The sequence below is a fragment of the Paenibacillus sp. Y660 genome (assembly GCF_057221575.1).
This window is the reverse complement of record NZ_JBXBBJ010000012.1, coordinates 62,853-83,148: the sequence shown is the minus strand read 5'-3', so window position 1 is coordinate 83,148 and position 20,296 is coordinate 62,853. Positions and strand designations below refer to the sequence as shown.

1 protein-coding gene is annotated in these 20,296 nt (G+C 49.4%); it reads left to right on the top strand.

Annotated elements, in window-relative coordinates; genetic code table 11:
- The first annotated feature begins 15 nt into the window (after window positions 1-15).
- Window positions 16-20,271: a non-ribosomal peptide synthetase gene (locus AC2TDN_RS15290; RefSeq protein ID WP_484688615.1), complete on the top strand. Its 20,256-nt coding sequence runs from the start codon at window positions 16-18 to the stop codon at window positions 20,269-20,271.
- Window positions 20,272-20,296 lie beyond the last annotated feature (25 nt).

The following is a 20,296-nucleotide window of genomic DNA, read 5'->3' as shown; positions in this document are numbered from 1 at the left end:
ATGGAGGGGTATAAGATGTATACAGAAAATGCATATCCGTTAACCGAGGCTCAGAAAAGAATTTGGTACACGGAAAGGTTTTATCCAGGAACGAGCATCTCAAACATCGGAGGAAATATTAGCTTCAAAACAAAGCTTCCTTATGATGCTGAGCTCATGGAACGGGCAATCAATCATTATGTCCGTCTTCATGACACGATGAGACTTCGAATGATTAATGATCCCGGCAGTGAACCGACGCAGTACGTAGCAGACTATGCACCCTTTGAAGTGGAGATCGTTGATTTTTCGCAAAAAGCTAAAGCTGAAGTGGAGCAATGGGCCAGTAATCTCATGCGATTGCCAATGCCTTTTTTTGAATCAGAGCTTTATTTTTTTGCAATAGCGATAACGGGCGAGTATGAGGGAAGCTTCGTCATAAAGATGAATCATATTTTGTCAGATGGAAACGGCATGGTCATTACAATAAGCGAAATTATCGACATTTATCTCGATCTCGTTAACGGAAGGGCAATAAGTGAAGAGTCACGTCCTTCCTATCTGTCGTATATTCCAAACGAGCTTGAGTATAAGCAATCGGATCGCTGGAATAAAGACAAACAATTTTGGAATGACAAGTTCTCCACCTTGCCAGAATTTGTTTCCTTGAAGCCTACGGACAGCTATAGCATTCGGACAGAGGCAGAGCGGGAAATCTTAGTTATACCTCCTTCGCTGGAGAGTCAAGTTCGAGCATTTTGCCAGTCAAACAACTTAAGTATATTAACGTTATTTTTATCCGTACTCTATACATATTGCTATCGCATTACGGGGCATGAGGATTTGGTTCTAGGAACCTTCTTCGCAAACCGTACGAGTGCAAAGGAAAAGGCGCTTCCCGGCATGTTTGTCAGTACGACTCCGGTGCGTGTTCAGCTCTCGCCAGAGATCGACTTTCTAACCTTCGCGCGCAGCGTTCTGAAGGAACAGACGGGAGTGCTCCGGCATCAGAAATATCCTTATAACATGATCTTGAGCGATATTAAATCCCGTAAGCCCGATGTAAGCTCATTGTTTGGCCTAACGCTGGAATACATCGTAATGGGCTGGCAGGAAAAGGACGGCATCAGCTATGTGGCCGAACAGCTATTTTGCGGACATGAGCTAAATGATTTGTTCGTATCTGTAAAGGACCGATGGGATACAGGCGAGCTGCAGATGGTATTCGATTATCGCACAGAAATGTTCACTCCTGAAGAAATTCAGAATATAAGCCAGCACATGCTTTGTTTACTTAAAGATGCCGTATCAAATCCAAGTAAACCGCTCGGAAAATTAGAAATTTGTCCGCCAGAAGATGAGCGGCTTATATTAGAGCAGTTTAACAACACCGATGCAATATCGACTCCAGGATTAACAGCGATCGCTTTATTTGAGAAGCAAGCTGAACGCCTTCCAAATCAAGTGGCAGTCAAGTTCGGAGAATTCGAGCTGACTTACCGTGAATTGAACGAACGAGCTAATCGGTTGGCCTGGATGCTAATTGAAAAAGGCATCACACGTGATGATCGAGTAGCCATCCTGATGGATCGCAAGCCGCTTATGGTGGAAAGTATTTTGGCAATCTGGAAAGCTGGCGGCGCTTATGTACCCGTCGATCCTGCATATCCGAATCAACGAATTATAGACATGATCGCGGATTCGGGTGCGAGCTGCGTTTTGACGGAGTCTGCATTTGCGAGTGATGAACTGCAAAAGCTGCTTTCAGAACATGCATTTTTATTGCTGGATAAAGCTTCTTCGGAGCTTGCAACATTCGGTATTTCAAATCCAGAGGTTGAAATCATACCAGAACAGCTGGCTTATGTCATTTATACGTCAGGATCTACTGGAAAACCCAAAGGAGCTATGCTGGAGCATGCCGGCATGCTTAACCACATTGAAGCGATGGTAGAAGAGCTTGGCATGGATGAAAAATGCATCATGGCTCAGAATGCTCCGCATTGCTTCGATATATCGGTATGGCAGTTTGTAACGGCACTTACGCTCGGCGGAACGACGGTCATTTATCCGAACGAGCTGATTTTGAATCTAAGAGCTTTCATTGCGCAGGTAGAGCAGGATGGCGTAACTGTACTTGAAGTTGTTGTTTCGTTCCTGTCAGCGCTTTTAGAGATGGAGCTTGAGGTTCGGCTGGCAGCACTGGAAAATCTGCTCGTTACGGGTGAAGCGGCGAAGTCAGACCTTGCCAGACGATGGTTTGAACGGTATTCGCATGTGAAGCTGATAAATGCCTATGGACCAACAGAGGCATGTGATGATATTACCTTACACATCATGGATAGTGCGCCAACAGGAGATGTTATGCCGATCGGAAAGCCTGTCCGCAATCTGAAAGTGTATGTCGTTGATGGATATATGAATTTGCTTCCCATCGGTGTTATCGGTGAGCTTTGTGTTTCAGGCATAGGCGTTGGACGAGGCTATTTGAACGATGCGGAGAGAACAGCAAAGGTGTTTTTGGAGGATCCTTTTCGAACAGCTTCTGGCGTAAGACTGTATCGGACAGGTGATTTGGCGAAGTGGCTTCCAGACGGAAATTTGGAGTACATGGGGAGAATTGACCATCAAGTCAAAATTCGCGGTCATCGGATCGAATGCGGCGACATCGAGGTCCGTCTCATGCAGCATGAAGCGATTAAAGAAGTGCTTGTTCTGGATCGCAGCGACTCGAATGGCAATAAATATTTATGTGCGTATTTTACCGGAATGTGGCCGATTACCTCTGCTGAGCTAAGGGAATTCATTTCGGCGGAGCTGCCGAGTTATATGGTTCCTTCCTATTTCGTGCAGTTGGATGCTTTCCCACTTACTGCAAATGGCAAGATTGACCGTAGAGCGCTGCCGGAGCCAGCAGCTGAGCTTGTCGGGACAGCGGTCGAATATGTCGCTCCAAGGAACGATGCAGAGCTGCTGCTCTCTACGATTTGGCAAAATGTGCTTGGTATTGACCGTATAGGCGCCCGAGACAACTTTTTTGAGCTTGGCGGAGATTCGTTGAAGGCCATGGTTATTATGGCTAATCTTTATAAGCAGTATCATGTGGAGCTGCCCCTGCGCGAATTGTTTGAAGCACCGACTGTTGAGGGACTTGCGATCAGACTTTCTCGTTATTTGCAGCAGCCAGGCACTATTCGCGAGCAAACGATTGAACCCGTTCAGGAGCAACAGCTGTATGATGTTTCCTCCGCGCAAAAACGTATGTATTTGCTTCATTTATTGCAGGAAGGAAGTACAGCCTATAACTTGCCGGGCATGCTCTCAATCGAAGGGCCTCTGAATGCTGAGCGAGTACAGGAATCTCTTAAATTGCTAGTTCAAAGGCATGAAGCGCTGCGCACCTCCTTTGCAGCAAAGGATGGAGTTCCTTTCCAGAAGGTGCATAAGCAACTGGAATTGCAAGTGCCGATGATAGAAGCTTCCATTGAACAATTGCCTCGGATTTCGCGGGAGTTTATTCGTCCCTTCGATTTAAATGAGGCACCGCTTTTGCGTGTCCTGCTGGTAAAGCTTGGCGAAGAGGAGCATGCATTATTGGTTGATATGCATCACATTATTTCAGATGGCGTATCCGTTCAGCTGTTTCTGCAGCAATTTGGAGCGTACTATCGCGGAGCCCGCTTGCCGGCGCTTGAAATTCAGTACAAGGATTTCTCAGCTTGGCAAAATCGTATGCTGAGCAGCGATGCCATTAAGAGCCATGAGACATACTGGCTGCAGCAGCTATCGGGAGAATTGCCGGTTCTTGCTATTCCTACCGATTATCCAAGACCTTCCATACAAAGCTTCGCCGGGGCTCGAATTTGGTTTTATGCCGAGACGACTTTGACAGGCGCCATTCGCAAGCTTGCATCCGATACGGGAACGACAACCTTTATGGTTATGCTTGCTGCCTATCAAGCGCTGTTGTTCAAATACACATGGCAAGAGGATCTTATTGTAGGCACCCCGATCGCGGGACGCTCGCTTGCCGAGGTAGATAATGTATTCGGCATGTTCGTCAATACGCTAAGTATACGCTCGTTTACAGAGGAAAATAAATCGTTCCTGCAATTTTTGCAGGAGGTGAAGGAAACGCTGTTTCAAGCTTACGAGCATCAGGATTATCCGTTTGATGCTCTTATTGAGAAGCTTGAGCTCGGGCGCGACAGCAGCCGCAATCCTCTGTTTGATACGATGTTTGTTCATATGAATAACGATATCGTTGACATGGATATTGATGGATTACGGTTAAAGGTGAATGAGCTGGATGAGGATGTCGCCAAATTCGATTTGTTATTGGAGGCATCCGAGCAGACCGACCATATTCGCTTCAAGATGCAATATGGCACTGAATTGTTTAAGAAGGAAACGATCGACAGGTTTTCCGTTCATTATTTGAACCTGCTTAAAGCCGTAACGTCTGCGCCTGAAATCCCGCTCGGCAGCATCCATATGATGAGTCATGAGGAGAGGCAGCTGCTGCTCTATGATCTACATCCTACAGAAGCGGTTTATCCGCAAACGGCTACTGTCATTGCCTTATTTGAGGAACAGGCTGCAAGAACGCCTGACCATATTGCGGTCGCATACGATGGACAGGCACTCACCTACCGCGAGCTGAACGAACAGGCTAATCGTCTTGCGCGCACGCTGCGTGAAAGCGGAGTGACACGGAACAGCCTGGTTGCGATCTTAGTAGAACGGTCGGAGAAAATGATCGTAGGCATCCTAGCTATTATTAAAGCAGGAGGCGCTTATGTGCCGATTGATCCTGCTTACCCTGCTGACCGCATAAAATTCACGCTTCAGGACAGCGGAGCAAGAGTACTCCTAACGGAAGCAACCCATATCAGCCTAGCAGCGGAATATGACGGAATGATTATCGATTTGCTTGATGATGCCTGCTATGCGGACGAAATGAGCAACCTGCAGCAAGTGAACGAGCCAGAGGATCTTCTCTATATTATTTATACGTCGGGTACGACAGGGCTGCCTAAAGGTGTAATGATCACGCATCGCAACGTCGTGCGTCTACTGGTGCATGATCAACTGCAATTCGAGTTTGGCGCGTCGGATGTGTGGACGATGTTCCACTCGTACTGCTTCGACTTCTCGGTATGGGAAATGTATGGCGCGCTATTATTCGGAGGCAAAACGGTAATCGTGCCTAAGCATGTGGCGCAAAATTCGGCGGAGTTCGCCGAGCTGCTTCGTGAGGAGCGGGTCACCGTTTTGAATCAGACGCCAACTGCTTTCTATGCGCTTATCCATGATGAAATAAAGCGAGCGGACCAAGATCTTTGTGTGCGGTATGTCATCTTTGGCGGCGAAGCGTTAAGCCCCGCGATGCTGCGTCCATGGCGCGAGAAATATCCGAATACGAAACTGATCAATATGTATGGCATTACTGAAACGACTGTCCATGTCACTTACAAGGAAATTGGAGATGTAGAAATAGCTGCAAATATAAGCAATATTGGTAAGCCGATTCCTACGCTGACCGCTTATATTTTTGATAAGAACAAGCAATTAGCACCGATCGGCGTGGTCGGGGAGCTGTACATTGGCGGCGATGGCGTAGCGCTCGGATATTTGAACCGTGATGAGCTGACCGCTGAGCGGTTTATGATGAATCCGCATGTGCCTGGCGAGAGAATCTACCGTTCAGGCGATTTGGCTCGCATGATGCCAAGCGGTGAGATGGAATATCTTGGACGGATCGATCATCAGGTGAAAATTCGCGGCTATCGCATTGAGCTGGGAGAAATTGAATCTGTTCTATTGCAGGTGCCGGATGTTAGGGAAGCGGCTGTGCTGGTTGCAAACGATGCGCACAACCAGAAAATATTAGTCGCTTACTATATAACAGACAGCCAGACGAGCGATACTCAGCTTCGTTCGCTTCTTTCCGAGCATTTGCCTTCCTATATGATTCCGTCGTTTTTTATACAGCTTGATCGGATGCCTCTTACGAGCAATGGCAAGCTGGATCGCGCGGCGCTTCCCGCGCCGCAAAGAACTGCTGCTGCAGGGGAGGAACGGGTTGGTCCGCGCACGCCGACGGAAGGGAAGCTTCTCGAAATTTGGAAAGAGCTGCTTGGTGCTGAATCCATAGGCGTTCAGGACGATTTCTTCCATAGCGGCGGCCATTCTCTTAGTGCTGCAATGCTGGCAGCACGTATTTTGGCAGAGTTTAATGTAAAAGTACCTCTGCGCACGATCTTTAAGCAGCCTACCATCGCGGAAATTTCAGCTGTAATTGATGAAGAAGCAAAGTATCAAGAGTCGATGCAAGCAGACGAGCTTCTTGCCTTCAGCGCAATAAAGTCAGCGCCTTTGCAAGATGTATACCCGCTCTCCTCTGCACAAAAACGGTTGTTCGTTTTGGATCGGCTGGAAGGGGCTCAGGCAGGAACCGCTTATAATTTGCCTGCAGCCATGCTGCTTGCCGGTGCGTTAAATCATGTGCGTCTAGAGCATGCTTTTGCCGAAATCGTCCGGAGGCATGAATCGCTGCGCACCTCGTTCCAGCTTGTAAACGGAAATCCGGTACAACAAGTCCATGAGAACGTGAATTTCGCAATCCATTATATCACTGTGGAAGAAGCGGATATTCCGCAAGCTTTAGAAAGCTTCATTCGACCATTCGATTTGACTCAGCCCTCGCTCTTGCGGGTATGTCTGACCGCATTGTCAGAGGATAAGCATTTGCTGCTCGTTGATATGCATCATATCGTTTCAGACGGTATTTCGGTCTCGGTCATCATCGATGAGCTGATTCGGGGATATGCCGGAGAAGAGCTGCAGGTACCACGCCTGCAATACAAAGATTACGCCATCTGGCAGCAAGGCTGGATTGATTCTGAGGAGTACAGCAATCAGGAACGATACTGGCTTGATGCGCTGTCGGGCGAGTTGCCTGTGTTGGAATTGCCTTGCGATTTTATGAGGCCGCCTGTGCAAAGCTTCGAAGGAGAAAGCTTCTCCTTCGAGATGGATGCTGAGTTGACTGCGAGACTGAATCAATTGGCTGCTGAGAGCGGAACGACCATGTATATGCTGCTGCTGGCCGCCTATAAGGTGCTTTTGTTCAAATACAGCGGATCGGAAGATGTCATTGTCGGAACCCCGGTAGCGAACCGGACGCATGCCGATGTCTACAATATGATTGGCATGTTCGTTAATACGCTTGCCATCCGCAGCTATCCAAGCGCGGAACAGACATTCAATCATTATTTGCAGCAAGTGAAGGAAAGTGCGTTAGAGGCTTTCGAGCATCAAAATTATCCGTTTGAGGAGCTGCTCGATAAGCTTGCGATTCGCAGGGATTTAAGTCGCAATCCGATTTTTGATACGATGTTCAGTCTAAATAACGTGGAAACCGTGAAGCTTGCGATGGACGGTATTTCTATCGAGAGCTTGACCGTCGACGAGAAGATTTCCAAGTTCGACATTTCGATGGAAGCCTTGGAAAGTAATGGAAAAATTGAGTTTACGGTAGAATATTGCACCCGGCTGTTCCGTAAAGAAACGGCGAAACGATTTGCGGGTCATTTTTCTCAAATTGTTAAAGCAATAGCTATTCATCCTGATATTCAGCTTGGTCATGTTCCCTTATTGACCGATGCCGAACAAAAGCAAATAATAAATGTTTTTAATTTTACAGGGATGCCGACTCGCCAAGGGGCAACGGCTATATCGATGTTCGAAGAGCAAGCGCTGCTCGTTCCAGATCGGGCTGCTGTTCGCTTCGGCGAAGCAAAGCTTACCTATTCCGAATTGAATCAGCGCGCAAACCAGCTCGCTCGGCTGTTGGTGGAGAAAGGTGTAGGCTGCGACGACCGCGTAGCGATCTTTATGGATCGAAAGCCATTGATGGTCGTGTGTATATTAGCGATTTGGAAGGCTGGCGGCGCGTATGTGCCAGTAGATCCTGCATATCCGCTGCAGCGGATCACAGATATGATTGGAGACTCTCAAGCTAAGGTTGTCTTGACAGAGAAGGTATTTTGCAGCGATGAGCTTACAGCAGTTTTGCCGGGACCGGCGTTTGTATGCCTGGATGCTGTCGATGACTCACTTGAATCGTTTGAGAGAGGCAATGTTAACCTCGAAGTTAAACCGGAGCAGCTGGCATATGTCTTATATACTTCCGGTTCAACAGGCAAGCCGAAAGGCGCCATGCTTGAGCATGGAGGCATGCTTAACCATATAGAAGCGATGATCGAAGAGCTGAATATGACGGAATCCTGTATCATTGCTCAAAATGCACCGCATTGCTTCGATATCTCGGTATGGCAGTTCGTCACGGCGCTTACAATAGGTGGAACAACGGTTATTTATCCGGATGAGCTGATTTCCACGCCCAAAGCGTTTATATCGGCCGTTGCGCAAGATGGCGTAACCGTACTGGAAGTGGTCGTCTCCTTTATGTCAGCTTTGCTTGAGATGGAAATCGATGAAAAGCTGCCTGCTTTGGAGCATTTGATCATAACGGGTGAAGCAGCTAAAGCGCAAACAGCCAGACAATGGTTCGAACGGTATCCGCATATAAAGCTGGTCAACGCATATGGTCCGACCGAAGCGGCTGATGACGTTACGCTGCATATTTTGGACATGGCTCCTGAAACCGACATGATGCCGATCGGCAAGCCGGTACGCAATATGAAGGTGTACGTAACGGATCCGGATTTGAACTTGCTGCCAATTGGAGTGGTGGGAGAGCTATGTGTTGCGGGTATCGGAGTAGGGCGCGGCTATTTGAATGATCCAATCCGAACAGAAAAGGCTTTTATGGAAGATCCATTCCATGAAGCGAAGAGCAGATTATATCGAACGGGCGACTTGGCAAGATGGCTTCCGGATGGAAGTCTGGAATATATGGGGCGGATTGACCATCAGGTCAAAATTCGCGGTCACCGGATCGAGTGCGGTGATGTTGAAGCCCAACTGCTCATGCACGAAGCCGTCAAGCAGGTTCTCGTTATGGACCGGAGCGATAATCGCAATCAGAAATATTTATGCGCTTATTTCACCGCGGATCGGATGCTGGAGCCGGCTGACCTAAAGGCACATGCTGCATCGGCTTTGCCAGGCTATATGGTTCCTTCCTTCTTTGTCCAAATGGAGCAATTCCCGCTTACGCCGAATGGGAAAATAGACCGCAAAGCTTTGCCTGCGCCGGATGGCGATCAGCTCTTGGCTGAATATACAGCTCCGCGCAATGAAACGGAGCGGACGCTTGCCGAGATTTGGCAGAACGTGCTTGGCGTCGATCAGATTGGAGTGAAGGACCATTTCTTCGAGCTTGGCGGTCATTCTCTGAAAGCGATGGTCATGCTGTCACATGTATCTAGCAGGTTTGGAGCGGAGGTTCCGCTGCGCGAGCTATTTGCTTCTCCGACGATTGAAGGGCTGGCTCTTGCATTGGAATCGCAAGGCGCAGTGATGGTAAACCAAGCTGCCATTCCTGTTGCGAGCAAGCAGTCACTATATCCGCTTTCGTCTGAGCAGAAGCGTTTATATATTCTTAGTCAATTCGAGGATGGCGGCAGTACGAGCTATCATATGTCCGATGCTTTGCGGATTGAAGGGCCGCTAGATCAGACGAAATGGCTGGAGGCGTTCCGCAGTATCGTTCGAAGACATGAAATTTTGCGAACCTCATTCCATACAATCGATGGTGAACCGTTCCAAATGGTTCATGACCACATTGAGCTGGAGCTGCCAATAAGGAAAGTTAATGAGCATGAGGTAGACGGAATCGTTCAACAATTTGTGCGGCCGTTCGAGCTTAATCAAGCGCCGCTATTGCGGGCTGAGCTGCTGCAGCTGTCCGATTCACAGCATATTATGCTGATTGACATGCATCATATCGTCTCAGATGGGGAGACGATTCGTCTCTTAGTCGATGAATTCATGAAGCTGTACAGCGGAGCTGAGCTTTCGGAGCTGAAGGTGCAATACAAGGATTTCGCAGTTTGGCAGCAGGAGAGGTACGCTTCCGATATATTGGAGCGGCAAGAAGCTTATTGGTTAAACCAATTTGCCGATGGCGAAATACCTGTTGTTCAGCTTCCGGTTGATTATGCAAGGCCGGCTGTCCAAAGCTTTGAAGGTGACCGATTCGCTTTTGATGCTGGAGGGGAGCTTCTAGGCGCGCTGCAGCAGCTAGCGAAGGACACCGGAGCAACGATGTATATGATTTTGCTTGCGGCATATCACGTCCTGTTAAGCAAATATTCCGGTCAGACGGATATCGTGATCGGCACGCCGGTTGCCGGCCGAACTCATGTCGATGTGCTGAATTTAGCCGGGATGTTCGTCAATACTTTGGCAATTCGCTCCAAACATACGCCGGGCATGACGTTTTTGGAGCTGCTTGAGCAAGTAAGAGGCGTTAGCCTCGAAGCGTTCGAGCATCAGGAATATCCGTTTGAGGAGCTTGTTGACAAGCTGCAGCTGCAGCGTGATTTCAGCCGCAATCCTTTGTTCGACACGATGTTCAGCCATCAAATAAGCGATACAGAAGCTCTCGCGGTTAATGAGCTGACCTTCGTTCCTTATGAAATGGATAACCCTACATCCAAATTCGATTTATCGCTGGATGCGGTCGAGAAGTCAGATACGCTTCACTTGGAGTGGGAATACAGCACCAAGCTGTTTAAGAGGGAAACAATAGAACGCGCAGCTAGACATTATGTGGCGCTTGTGCAGGCAGCAGCTGCAAATCCACAAGTCCGTATAGATGACATGGATTACTTGTCATTGGAGGAAAAACAGCAATTGCTGCTGGACTTTAATGATACGCAGCGGAATTATCCGACTAACCTGACTTTCCATGAGCAATTTGCGGTGCAGGCGAAGCTGACGCCGCAGCATACGGCTGTTACGGCAGACGGCATCTCGCTAACGTACTTGGAGCTGAATGCGCGCGCTAACCGTGTTGCGCATATGCTGCGCGACAGAGGCGTTGGACCTGAAAGCATCGTAGCCGTTATGGTTGACCGTTCTGTTGATATGATCGTTGCGGCGCTAGGCGTCATGAAGGCGGGAGGAGCTTATCTTCCTATCGATCCGGAGTATCCGAAGGATCGTATCGACTATCTTCTTCAGGACAGCAAAGCTGCGATCGTAATCACTCAGCTTGGCTTAAGAGAGTCTGCCCAGTTGACGGGACATATTCTAATCATGGAGGAAATAGAGGAAGCCAGCGGGGACGATTCGGATTTGATCCATGCAGCTGCTCCGGAGCACTTGGCTTATATCATCTACACTTCCGGAACGACGGGCAAGCCGAAAGGTGTCATGATCGAGCATCGCCAATATATGAACGTCGCGTTAGCCTGGAAGGAAAAGTATGAGCTCGAGCAGTTCCCGGTAAGGCTTTTGCAAATGGCGAGTTTCTCGTTTGACGTGTTCGCAGGAGATATGGCTCGCGCCTTGCTGAGCGGCGGTCAGCTTATCATTTGTCCGAACGATATTAAGCTTGACCCAGTCTCCCTATATGAGCTGATACGCGGGCATGAGGTCAATATTTTTGAATCGACGCCGGCCTTAATTGCTCCATTGATGCAGCATATCTATGAGCATGGCTTGGATGTCAGCTTTCTCAAGCTGCTTATTCTAGGGGCGGATAGCTGCCCAATCATCGAATTCGATAAGCTGCTAACCCGTTTCGGCAGCCAGATGCGCATTATCAACAGCTATGGCGTGACGGAAGCGGCTATTGATTCAAGCTATTACGAGGAGCCGCTTCACAAGCTTCCGACAGCCGGAAACACGCCAATCGGCAAGCCGCTGCCGAACATGTCTTACTACGTGCTTGATTCTGCTTTGAAGCTGCTTCCGGTCGGCGTGGCAGGAGAACTTTACATCGGCGGCGCTGGTGTAGCGCGCGGGTATTTTGGACGCGACGACCTGACTGCGGAGAAATTTGTAGATAATCCGTATGTACCGGGAGACAGGCTGTATCGAACAGGTGACTTAGCTAACTGGATGCCTGACGGCAATCTGATGTTTCTTGGCCGTGATGACCATCAGGTCAAGGTGCGCGGATACAGGATCGAGCTGGGTGAAATAGAAGCTTGCTTGCTGAAGCATCCCGATATTCGCGAGGCAGTCGTTATCGCTCATGAGGACACTTATAAACAAAAGTATCTATGTGCATATATCGTGAGTTCGAATGAGCCAACGCTAAATGAGCTTCAAGCCCATTTAATCGCTGAGCTGCCGGTATACATGGTGCCGTCACAAGTTGTTCTGCTTGAGAGAATGCCGCTCACTCCAAACGGTAAAATCGATCGCAAGGCGTTGCCGGGTGGAGCCGGGAACCAGCTAAAATCGACGGAATACGCAGCGCCATCCACAGCTACTGAGAAGCGGCTTATCGAGGTAATGGAGCTCGTTCTTGGCACGGCTGATATCGGTGTGAACGATGATTTCTTCCAAATCGGCGGACATTCTCTTAAAGCGATGACGTTAGTCTCGCATATTCATAAAACATTCGGTATTGCCGTGCCGCTACGAATCGTATTTGAAGCGCCGACGACAGCAATGATGAGCAGATACATCGAAGCTGCTAAAGAGAGCACCGGCCCAGGCTTTACCGCTATCGAGCCGATTGAGCTTCAAGAAGAGTATGAGCTATCGTCGGTTCAGAAGCGTATGTTCATCCTGAACCAAATCGAAGGAACAGGCACCAGCTACAATATGCCGGATGCGATGATTATGGAAGGCAGTCTCGATCCAGCCCAAGTAGAAGAAGCGCTTAGGAAGCTCATTCGCCGTCATGAATCGCTGCGAACATCTTTCCATATGCAGAGCGGCAAAGCGATCCAAAAGGTGCATCAAAATGTCGATTTCCACGTTGAGTTTTCGGAAGCGCTGCTTGCATCCGACGATGAGCTGGAGCGGTTAACGGCTGAATTCGTACGGCCGTTCGATCTCGGCCATGCACCTCTGATGCGTGTTGGCCTAGTGAAGCTAACCGAGAATCGCTATCTATTCCTCTTCGATGTGCATCATATTGTGTCTGACGGCGTGTCGATGGGAATCATTTTAAGCGAGTTTGCAGCTTTGTACGGCGGTGAAGAACTGCCGGAGCTGAAGCTGCAGTATAAGGATTTCGCCGCTTGGCAAAATCGTCAATTTACAGCTGAATTTTTAAGTCAGCAGGAATCTTATTGGCTGGAGTCGTTGTCAGGCGAGCTGCCAGTATTGGAGCTTCCAACGGATTATCCTCGCCCTGCAAAGCAGAGCTTCGAAGGATCGCGCGTCGCTTTCGGCACAGGCATGCAGCTTCGGGACGAGATGAGCCGCCTCGCAGCGCAAACGGGAACTACGCTGTATATGGTGCTATTTACGGCATATAATGTGCTTCTTGCCAAATACAGCGGACAATCCGACCTGATTGTGGGCACGGCGACAGCTGGCCGCTCGCATGCGGATCTGGATGGAATGGTAGGCATGTTTGTCGGTACTCTCGCTCTGCGGACTGAAATTAATTCGGAGCTTACGTTCCGTGATTTACTCATGAACGTTAAAGCCCGTATGCTGCAGGCTTATGAGCATCAGGATTATCCGTTTGACCAGTTGGTTGAGAAGCTTGAGGTGAAGCGGGATTTAAGCCAAAATCCAGTCTTTAATACGATGTTTATTTTGCAGAACACGGATGAACAGCGTTTTCAGCTGGAAGATGTTAGGGTTCTGCCTTTCGAAGCGAAGGAAACGATGACGAAGTTCGATCTGACGCTGGAGGCGACGGAGACGCAGGATGATGTTGCTTTCGTGCTTGAATACAGCTCGAAGCTGTTTAGTTCGAGCACGATAGAGCGGATGTCGAATCATCTGATTGAGCTGATTCGATCGGCAATGGTACAACCGGATGTTAAGGTAAGCGAGCTGAAATTGCTTTCCGAGGATGAAGAGCATCGTTTGATCCATGAATTCAATGATACGGCGACCGCTTATGATGCAGATGCAAAGCTTTTGCATGAGCTAGTGGAAGCGCAAGTGATAAGGTCTTCGGAGCTTCCTGCCATCATTGTCGGCAATGAATGCTTGACCTACCAAGAATGGAACGGGAAGGCGAACCAACTTGCACGGTCGCTTCGCACTAGAGGAGCCGGGCCAGATCGTACGGTTGCTATCTTAGCAAATCGATCTGTTGAAATGACTGTTGCTTTACTTGCTGTGCTGAAGTCAGGATCGGCCTATGTACCGATTGATCCGGACTATCCGCTGGACCGAATTCGCTACATGCTGGAAGACAGCGGCGCAAGCATACTTCTGACATTAGGAGAGCTTCCGAGCGGCATCCCATACGAGGGTATAACGATCGATTTGCTTGACTCCAACTCCTATAGTGATGATGATACGAATCTTAAGCCAGTGAACAGACCGCAGGATTTGGCCTATGTAATTTATACTTCCGGAACAACTGGACGTCCAAAAGGAGTTATGATCGAGCATCGCAGCATCGTGAATACGATCGTTTGGCGGACAGAAGAATACCGTTTCAGTGCGGGAGACCGTGTTTTACAGCTGCTTTCATATGCATTCGATGCTTTTGCAGCCAGCTTCTTTGCTCCTATGGCAGCTGGCGGCACCTCCGTCATTGCAAGAGACGAGGAAGCGAAGGACCCGCTTGCATTGAAAGGCTGCATAACGAGTCATAGAATCTCTCATTTCAGTACCGTGCCAAGCTTGTACGCGGCGCTGCTCGATCTGCTCAGCGTTAAGGAAGCCGCGCTCCTTAAGGCGGTCACGCTTGGAGGAGAGAATGTTCCGATCAGCCTGATCGAAAAAAGCATCGCATTGAATGATCGGCTGAATCTGTTTAATGAGTACGGACCTACGGAAAGCAGTGTCATCACGACGATTGAGAGCGGACTTCATCCGAGCAAGCGGGTCACGATTGGCCGTCCGATCGCAAACACCCGTGTCTATATCGTAGACGCTCATATGCAATTGCAGCCGATTGGCGTTTTTGGCGAACTATGTATCGGCGGCACCGGGCTTGCGAGGGGCTACTTGAATCAGCCGGAAATGACTGCTGCAAAGTTTGTGACGAGTCCCGTTATCCTTGGTGAAAGAATCTACCGAACAGGAGACATGGCGCGTTGGCTTGAGGACGGAACGATTGACTTTGCCGGAAGGATGGATCATCAGGTTAAAATTCGCGGTTACCGGATTGAGCTCGGTGAGATAGAAGCGAATCTGCTGAAGCTGAACATGATTAAAGAAGCAGTCGTCATCGCCCGAGATGACGACGGAGGGCAAAAATATTTATGCGCGTACATCGTATCGGACGATGTGCTGGCTGTTCTAGACGTCCGGTCGTATATGGCGCAGGAATTGCCGAGCTATATGATTCCTTCTTATTTCATTCAGCTGTCGCAGCTTCCGCTTACTCCGAACGGCAAGCTTGATACGAAGGCGCTGCCTGCTCCTGATCCTGAGCTGTTAGGCCGTCTTGACTATGTGGCTCCGGCTGATGAGCTGGAGGAGAAGCTGGCAGCGATCATTCAAGAGCTGCTGCAGCTTGAAAAGGTCGGAATGTCTGATCATTTCTTCATGCTTGGCGGGCAATCGTTGAAAGCGATGCAGCTCGTTGCCCAGCTGCACCGGGAATTCAAGGCAGAGGTGCCGCTGCGCATTATTTTCGAGAGCGTTGCGATTAGAGATATAGCCGATTTTGTACGGAAGTCAACTTCGTCAGAGGAACTAACGCTTCAACCTGTACAGCCGAGAGCGAATTACCCGCTATCGTCTGCGCAGAAACGGTTGTATGTGTTGGATCAATTGGAGGGACCAGGAACAGGCTATAACATGCCGGGAGTGCTTCGTCTGCATGGGCCGCTTGACGGCAGCAGACTGGAAGCCTCGTTCCAGCAGCTTGTGAAGCGTCATGAATCGCTTCGTACGACGTTCCATACCATAGAGTCCGATCCGGTACAGATCGTTCATTTGAACGCGGAGCTGCAGATGGAATGGATGGAAGCCGGGGAAGCGGAAGCGATAAAGCTCATTGAGTCTTTTGTCAGACCGTTTGATCTCAGCAAGGCACCGCTTCTGCGGGTGGGTCTTATTAAGCTTCAAAAAGATGAGCATTTGCTGCTGTTCGATACGCATCATATTATATCCGACGGCATTTCGATGAATGTGCTTATTCATGAGTTTACTCTGCTTTATCGCGGTAATGAGTTACCTGAGCTAAAGGTCCAGTATAAAGATTTTGCGGTCTGGCAGCACGGTCTGTTCGAAGCTGGTGTGATGAACAAGCAGGAAGCCTATTGGCTTGACCGTTTCGGCGATGAGATTCCGGTGTTGGAGCTGTCTACTGATTTTACGAGACCGGCAGTACGCAATCTGGAAGGCGACTATTTCGATTTTGAGACGGATGAAACATTGCTGAACGGGCTGAAGGAGCTGGCGTCAGCTACGGGAACGACGCTGTTTATGGTCCTGTTGGCCGCATATAACGTATTTTTGGCGAAGTATACGAATCAAAACGACATTGTCGTAGGTACTCCGGTTGCGGGCAGAACGCATGGCGATACGGAAGGCTTGATCGGGATGTTCGTAAGCACGCTCCCGATGCGCAATCGGCCGGAAATCGGGAAGACGTTCCTTCAGTTCTTAAACGAAGTGAAGCAGAATGCCTATGAAGCATACGAGAACCAGGATTACCCGTTCGAATCGATGGTCGAGAAATTGCAGCCTTATCGCGATCTTAGCCGAAATCCGCTATTCGACACGGTCTTTATTTTGCAAAACATGGATCGTGAAGTGCTGGAAATCGAGCAAATAACGATCGAGCCGTATGCGTATGAGAATAAAATCTCGAAGTTTGATCTGACGCTTGCCGCCGTGGAGGAAAAAGAAGGCCTTTCGTTAAGCTGGGAGTATAGCACTTCGTTGTTCCGCAAAGAAACGATAGCGAGGATGGCTAACCATTTCGTTCAGACGCTTCGCGAAATAACGCGGAATCCGAGCTGCACGCTTGCGCAGATGGATATGCAAGGCGACGCTGAGAAAGAGCGGATACTTGTCGAATTTAACGCTGCCGAATCGATGCATTCTCCGGCAGATACGCTTCATGGGCTGTTCGAGCTTCAAGCAGAGTCGGTGCCAAGCCAAATTGCGCTGTCTCTCGGATCGGAACGGATGACCTACGGGGAGCTGAACAAGCGAGCAAACCGATTAGCCCGGACGCTGCGTGACCGCGGAATTATGCCGGAATCGGTTGTCGGCATTATGGTCGATCGTTCATTCGAGATGATTGTCGGCATACTTGCGGTGTTGAAAGCGGGCGGCGCATATATGCCGATAGATCCGGTTTATCCATCGGAGCGTATCGCCTTCATGCTGGAGAACAGCGATGCCGCATTCGCGCTCTCGCAAGCTGATCTCATTCCGGCATTAGTTAATGATACGTCAGCCGTGTGGCTGGATCTAAACGATGAGACACTTTACGCGGAGGACGGGTCTAATCTGGTTTCCGGCAGCCGCGCAGACGATCTTGCTTACATCATCTATACATCAGGAACGACAGGCAGGCCGAAGGGTGTAATGATTGAGCACCGAAGCATTACCGGGAATATTTGGTGGCGCAGCATGGCGTACGGCTTAACGGAATCGGATCGTGTACTTCAGCTGTTTTCCTTTGCCTTTGATGGTTTTATTACGAGCTTTTTTACGCCGATTGTATCAGGTTCAACTGTCGTATTGCTAAACGAGGATGAAGCGAAAGACCCTGTGGCGATCAAGAACAAGATTGTGGATCACGGCGTCACCCATTTCATCAGCGTTCCGAGCTTGTACGCAGCCGTTCTGGAGTGCTTAAGTTCAGAGGAAGCAGCGACACTTCGCATGGTTACGCTGGCTGGAGAGCGAGTAACTGACAAGGTCATTTCGCTTAGCAAATCCGTTAACGACCGGATCGAGCTGATCAATGAATACGGTCCTACGGAAAGCAGCGTCGTCGCCACCATCGAACGTGATTTGCAGCATGGCAGCCTAATTACTATAGGTCGGCCAATCTCCGGCACACGCATCCGCATCCTCGGTGCAGATGGCCAAATAGCTCCGATTGGTGTGGTTGGCGAGCTGTGCATTGCCGGGGAGGGTCTGGCACGCGGATACGTTCGTTTGCCGGAAATGACAGAAGAACGTTTTACGACTGATGACTATCAGCCTCATTCACGCTTGTACCGTACAGGAGATGCGGCTCGCTGGCTCCCTGACGGCAGAATTGACTATATCGGAAGAATAGATGATCAGGTTAAGGTTCGAGGCTACAGAATAGAGCTTGGTGAAATCGAGGGAGCGCTGCTGCAACTGAGCCATTTGAAGGAAGCGGTAGTGGTAGCAAAGGACGATCATGGCGGCAGCAAGTATCTAATCGCCTATGTAACGGCAGATTCGGAAGTGGGGCAAGCCGCAATACGAGAAGAGCTGTCCCAGTTGCTTCCTGATTATATGCTGCCATCCTTTATCGTTCAGCTAGATCGTCTACCTGTTACTCCGAACGGCAAGGTAGATCGCCGTGCATTGCCTGATCCGGATCGTACAGGAAGTGCAGTTAACGATTATCAGGCGCCAGACGGTGAGAGAGAGCAAATTTTGGCCGAGATTTGGCAAGAGGTGCTTGGCGTCCACCGCATCGGTACGAAGGATCACTTCTTCCAGCTAGGCGGAGATTCCATTAAAGCGATTCAGGCAGCGGCAAGATTGAATAAGTACGGTTTGCGTTTCGAGGTGCGCGACCTGTTCCGCTATCCGACCATTGCGGAGCTGAGTCAACGTCTGATGCTGACAGATCGAGTGATCTCGCAGGCTGCAATTGAGGGCGAGGTTCCTTTAACACCAATTCAGCATTGGTTTTTCGAAAACAGCTTTACCGATCAGCATTACTGGAATCAAGCAGAGCTCATTTATAGGCCTGAAGGATTCGATGCTGATACACTTCATCAAGTGTTCCTAAGGCTGACGCAGCATCACGACGCTTTGCGATTGCGATTTGTGGCGGGCAGCAGCGGAGTAGTGAAGCAGCATAACGCAGGCATGGAAGGCGAGCATTTTACGCTGGAGACATTCGATCTTCGGGGCCGGACGAAAGAGCAAATTCAATTAGCGCTATTGCACGCTGCGACCAGAATTCAGAGCAGCATAAGCCTGACGGACGGACCGCTCGTAAAGCTCGGCCTGTTCCTTACCGATGACGGTGACCATCTGCTGATCGCTATTCATCATTTAGCCGTTGACGGCGTTTCCTGGCGTATTTTGTTCGAGGACTTAGAGGAAGCCTACAGGCAAGCCGAGCAAGGACAGGACATCGTATTCCCGGACAAAACAGACTCCTACCGTTATTGGGCTGAACAGCTTGAAATTTACGCTGGCAGCGAACAACTTCGAAGCGAGGTTTCTTATTGGAGCAAGCTAGGACAAACGGCAATTGCAGAGCTGCCTAAGGATAAGCAATCTGCCGACAATCGCGTGAAGCATATGCGCAGCGTCGGCAGGGAGCTGACACAGGAGGCGACCGAAAAGCTATTGAAGGGCGCGCATGAAGCATATAGGACGGAGATCAATGATCTCTTAATGGCAGCACTCGCTTTGGCATTGAAGGATTGGAGCAAGGGCGATACGTTTGCGGTCAATTTGGAAGGGCATGGACGCGAAGCGTTTACCGAGAAGCTGGACATTACCCGTACGGTGGGCTGGTTTACATCGCAGTATCCGGTCATCCTCGATGCGAAGCATGAAGATGATATGGGCTATCTGATTAAGCTGACGAAAGAAACGCTTCGTAAAGTACCAAACAAAGGACTGGGATACGGCATTCTGAAGTATATGTCTGATCAATCGCAGATCGTTGAGCTGAAGCCGGACATTTCCTTCAATTATTTGGGACAGTTCGATGTGAATGCCGAAGGCGGCAGCAGTATGAAGACATCCCCATATGATACCGGCTTGCCGTTCAGTGTGGAGTCAGAGCGTACAGTCTCGCTCGATGTGACGGGACTTGTATATGAAGGCAAGCTGAAGCTGGAGCTTCATTACAGCGCTGGGGAGTACGAACCAGGAACAGCTGCTGAATTGATTGATCTGCTCATGAGTCGTTTGCTCGAAATTGTTGAACATTGTGTCCGCAGAGAAACGCAGGAGCTCACGCCTAGCGACCTGGGCGATGATGAGCTGACGCTTGAGGATCTTGACAGTATTTTGGAATCTATTGAATGGTAATCTGAAGCCGCAAATCCTCCAGCAA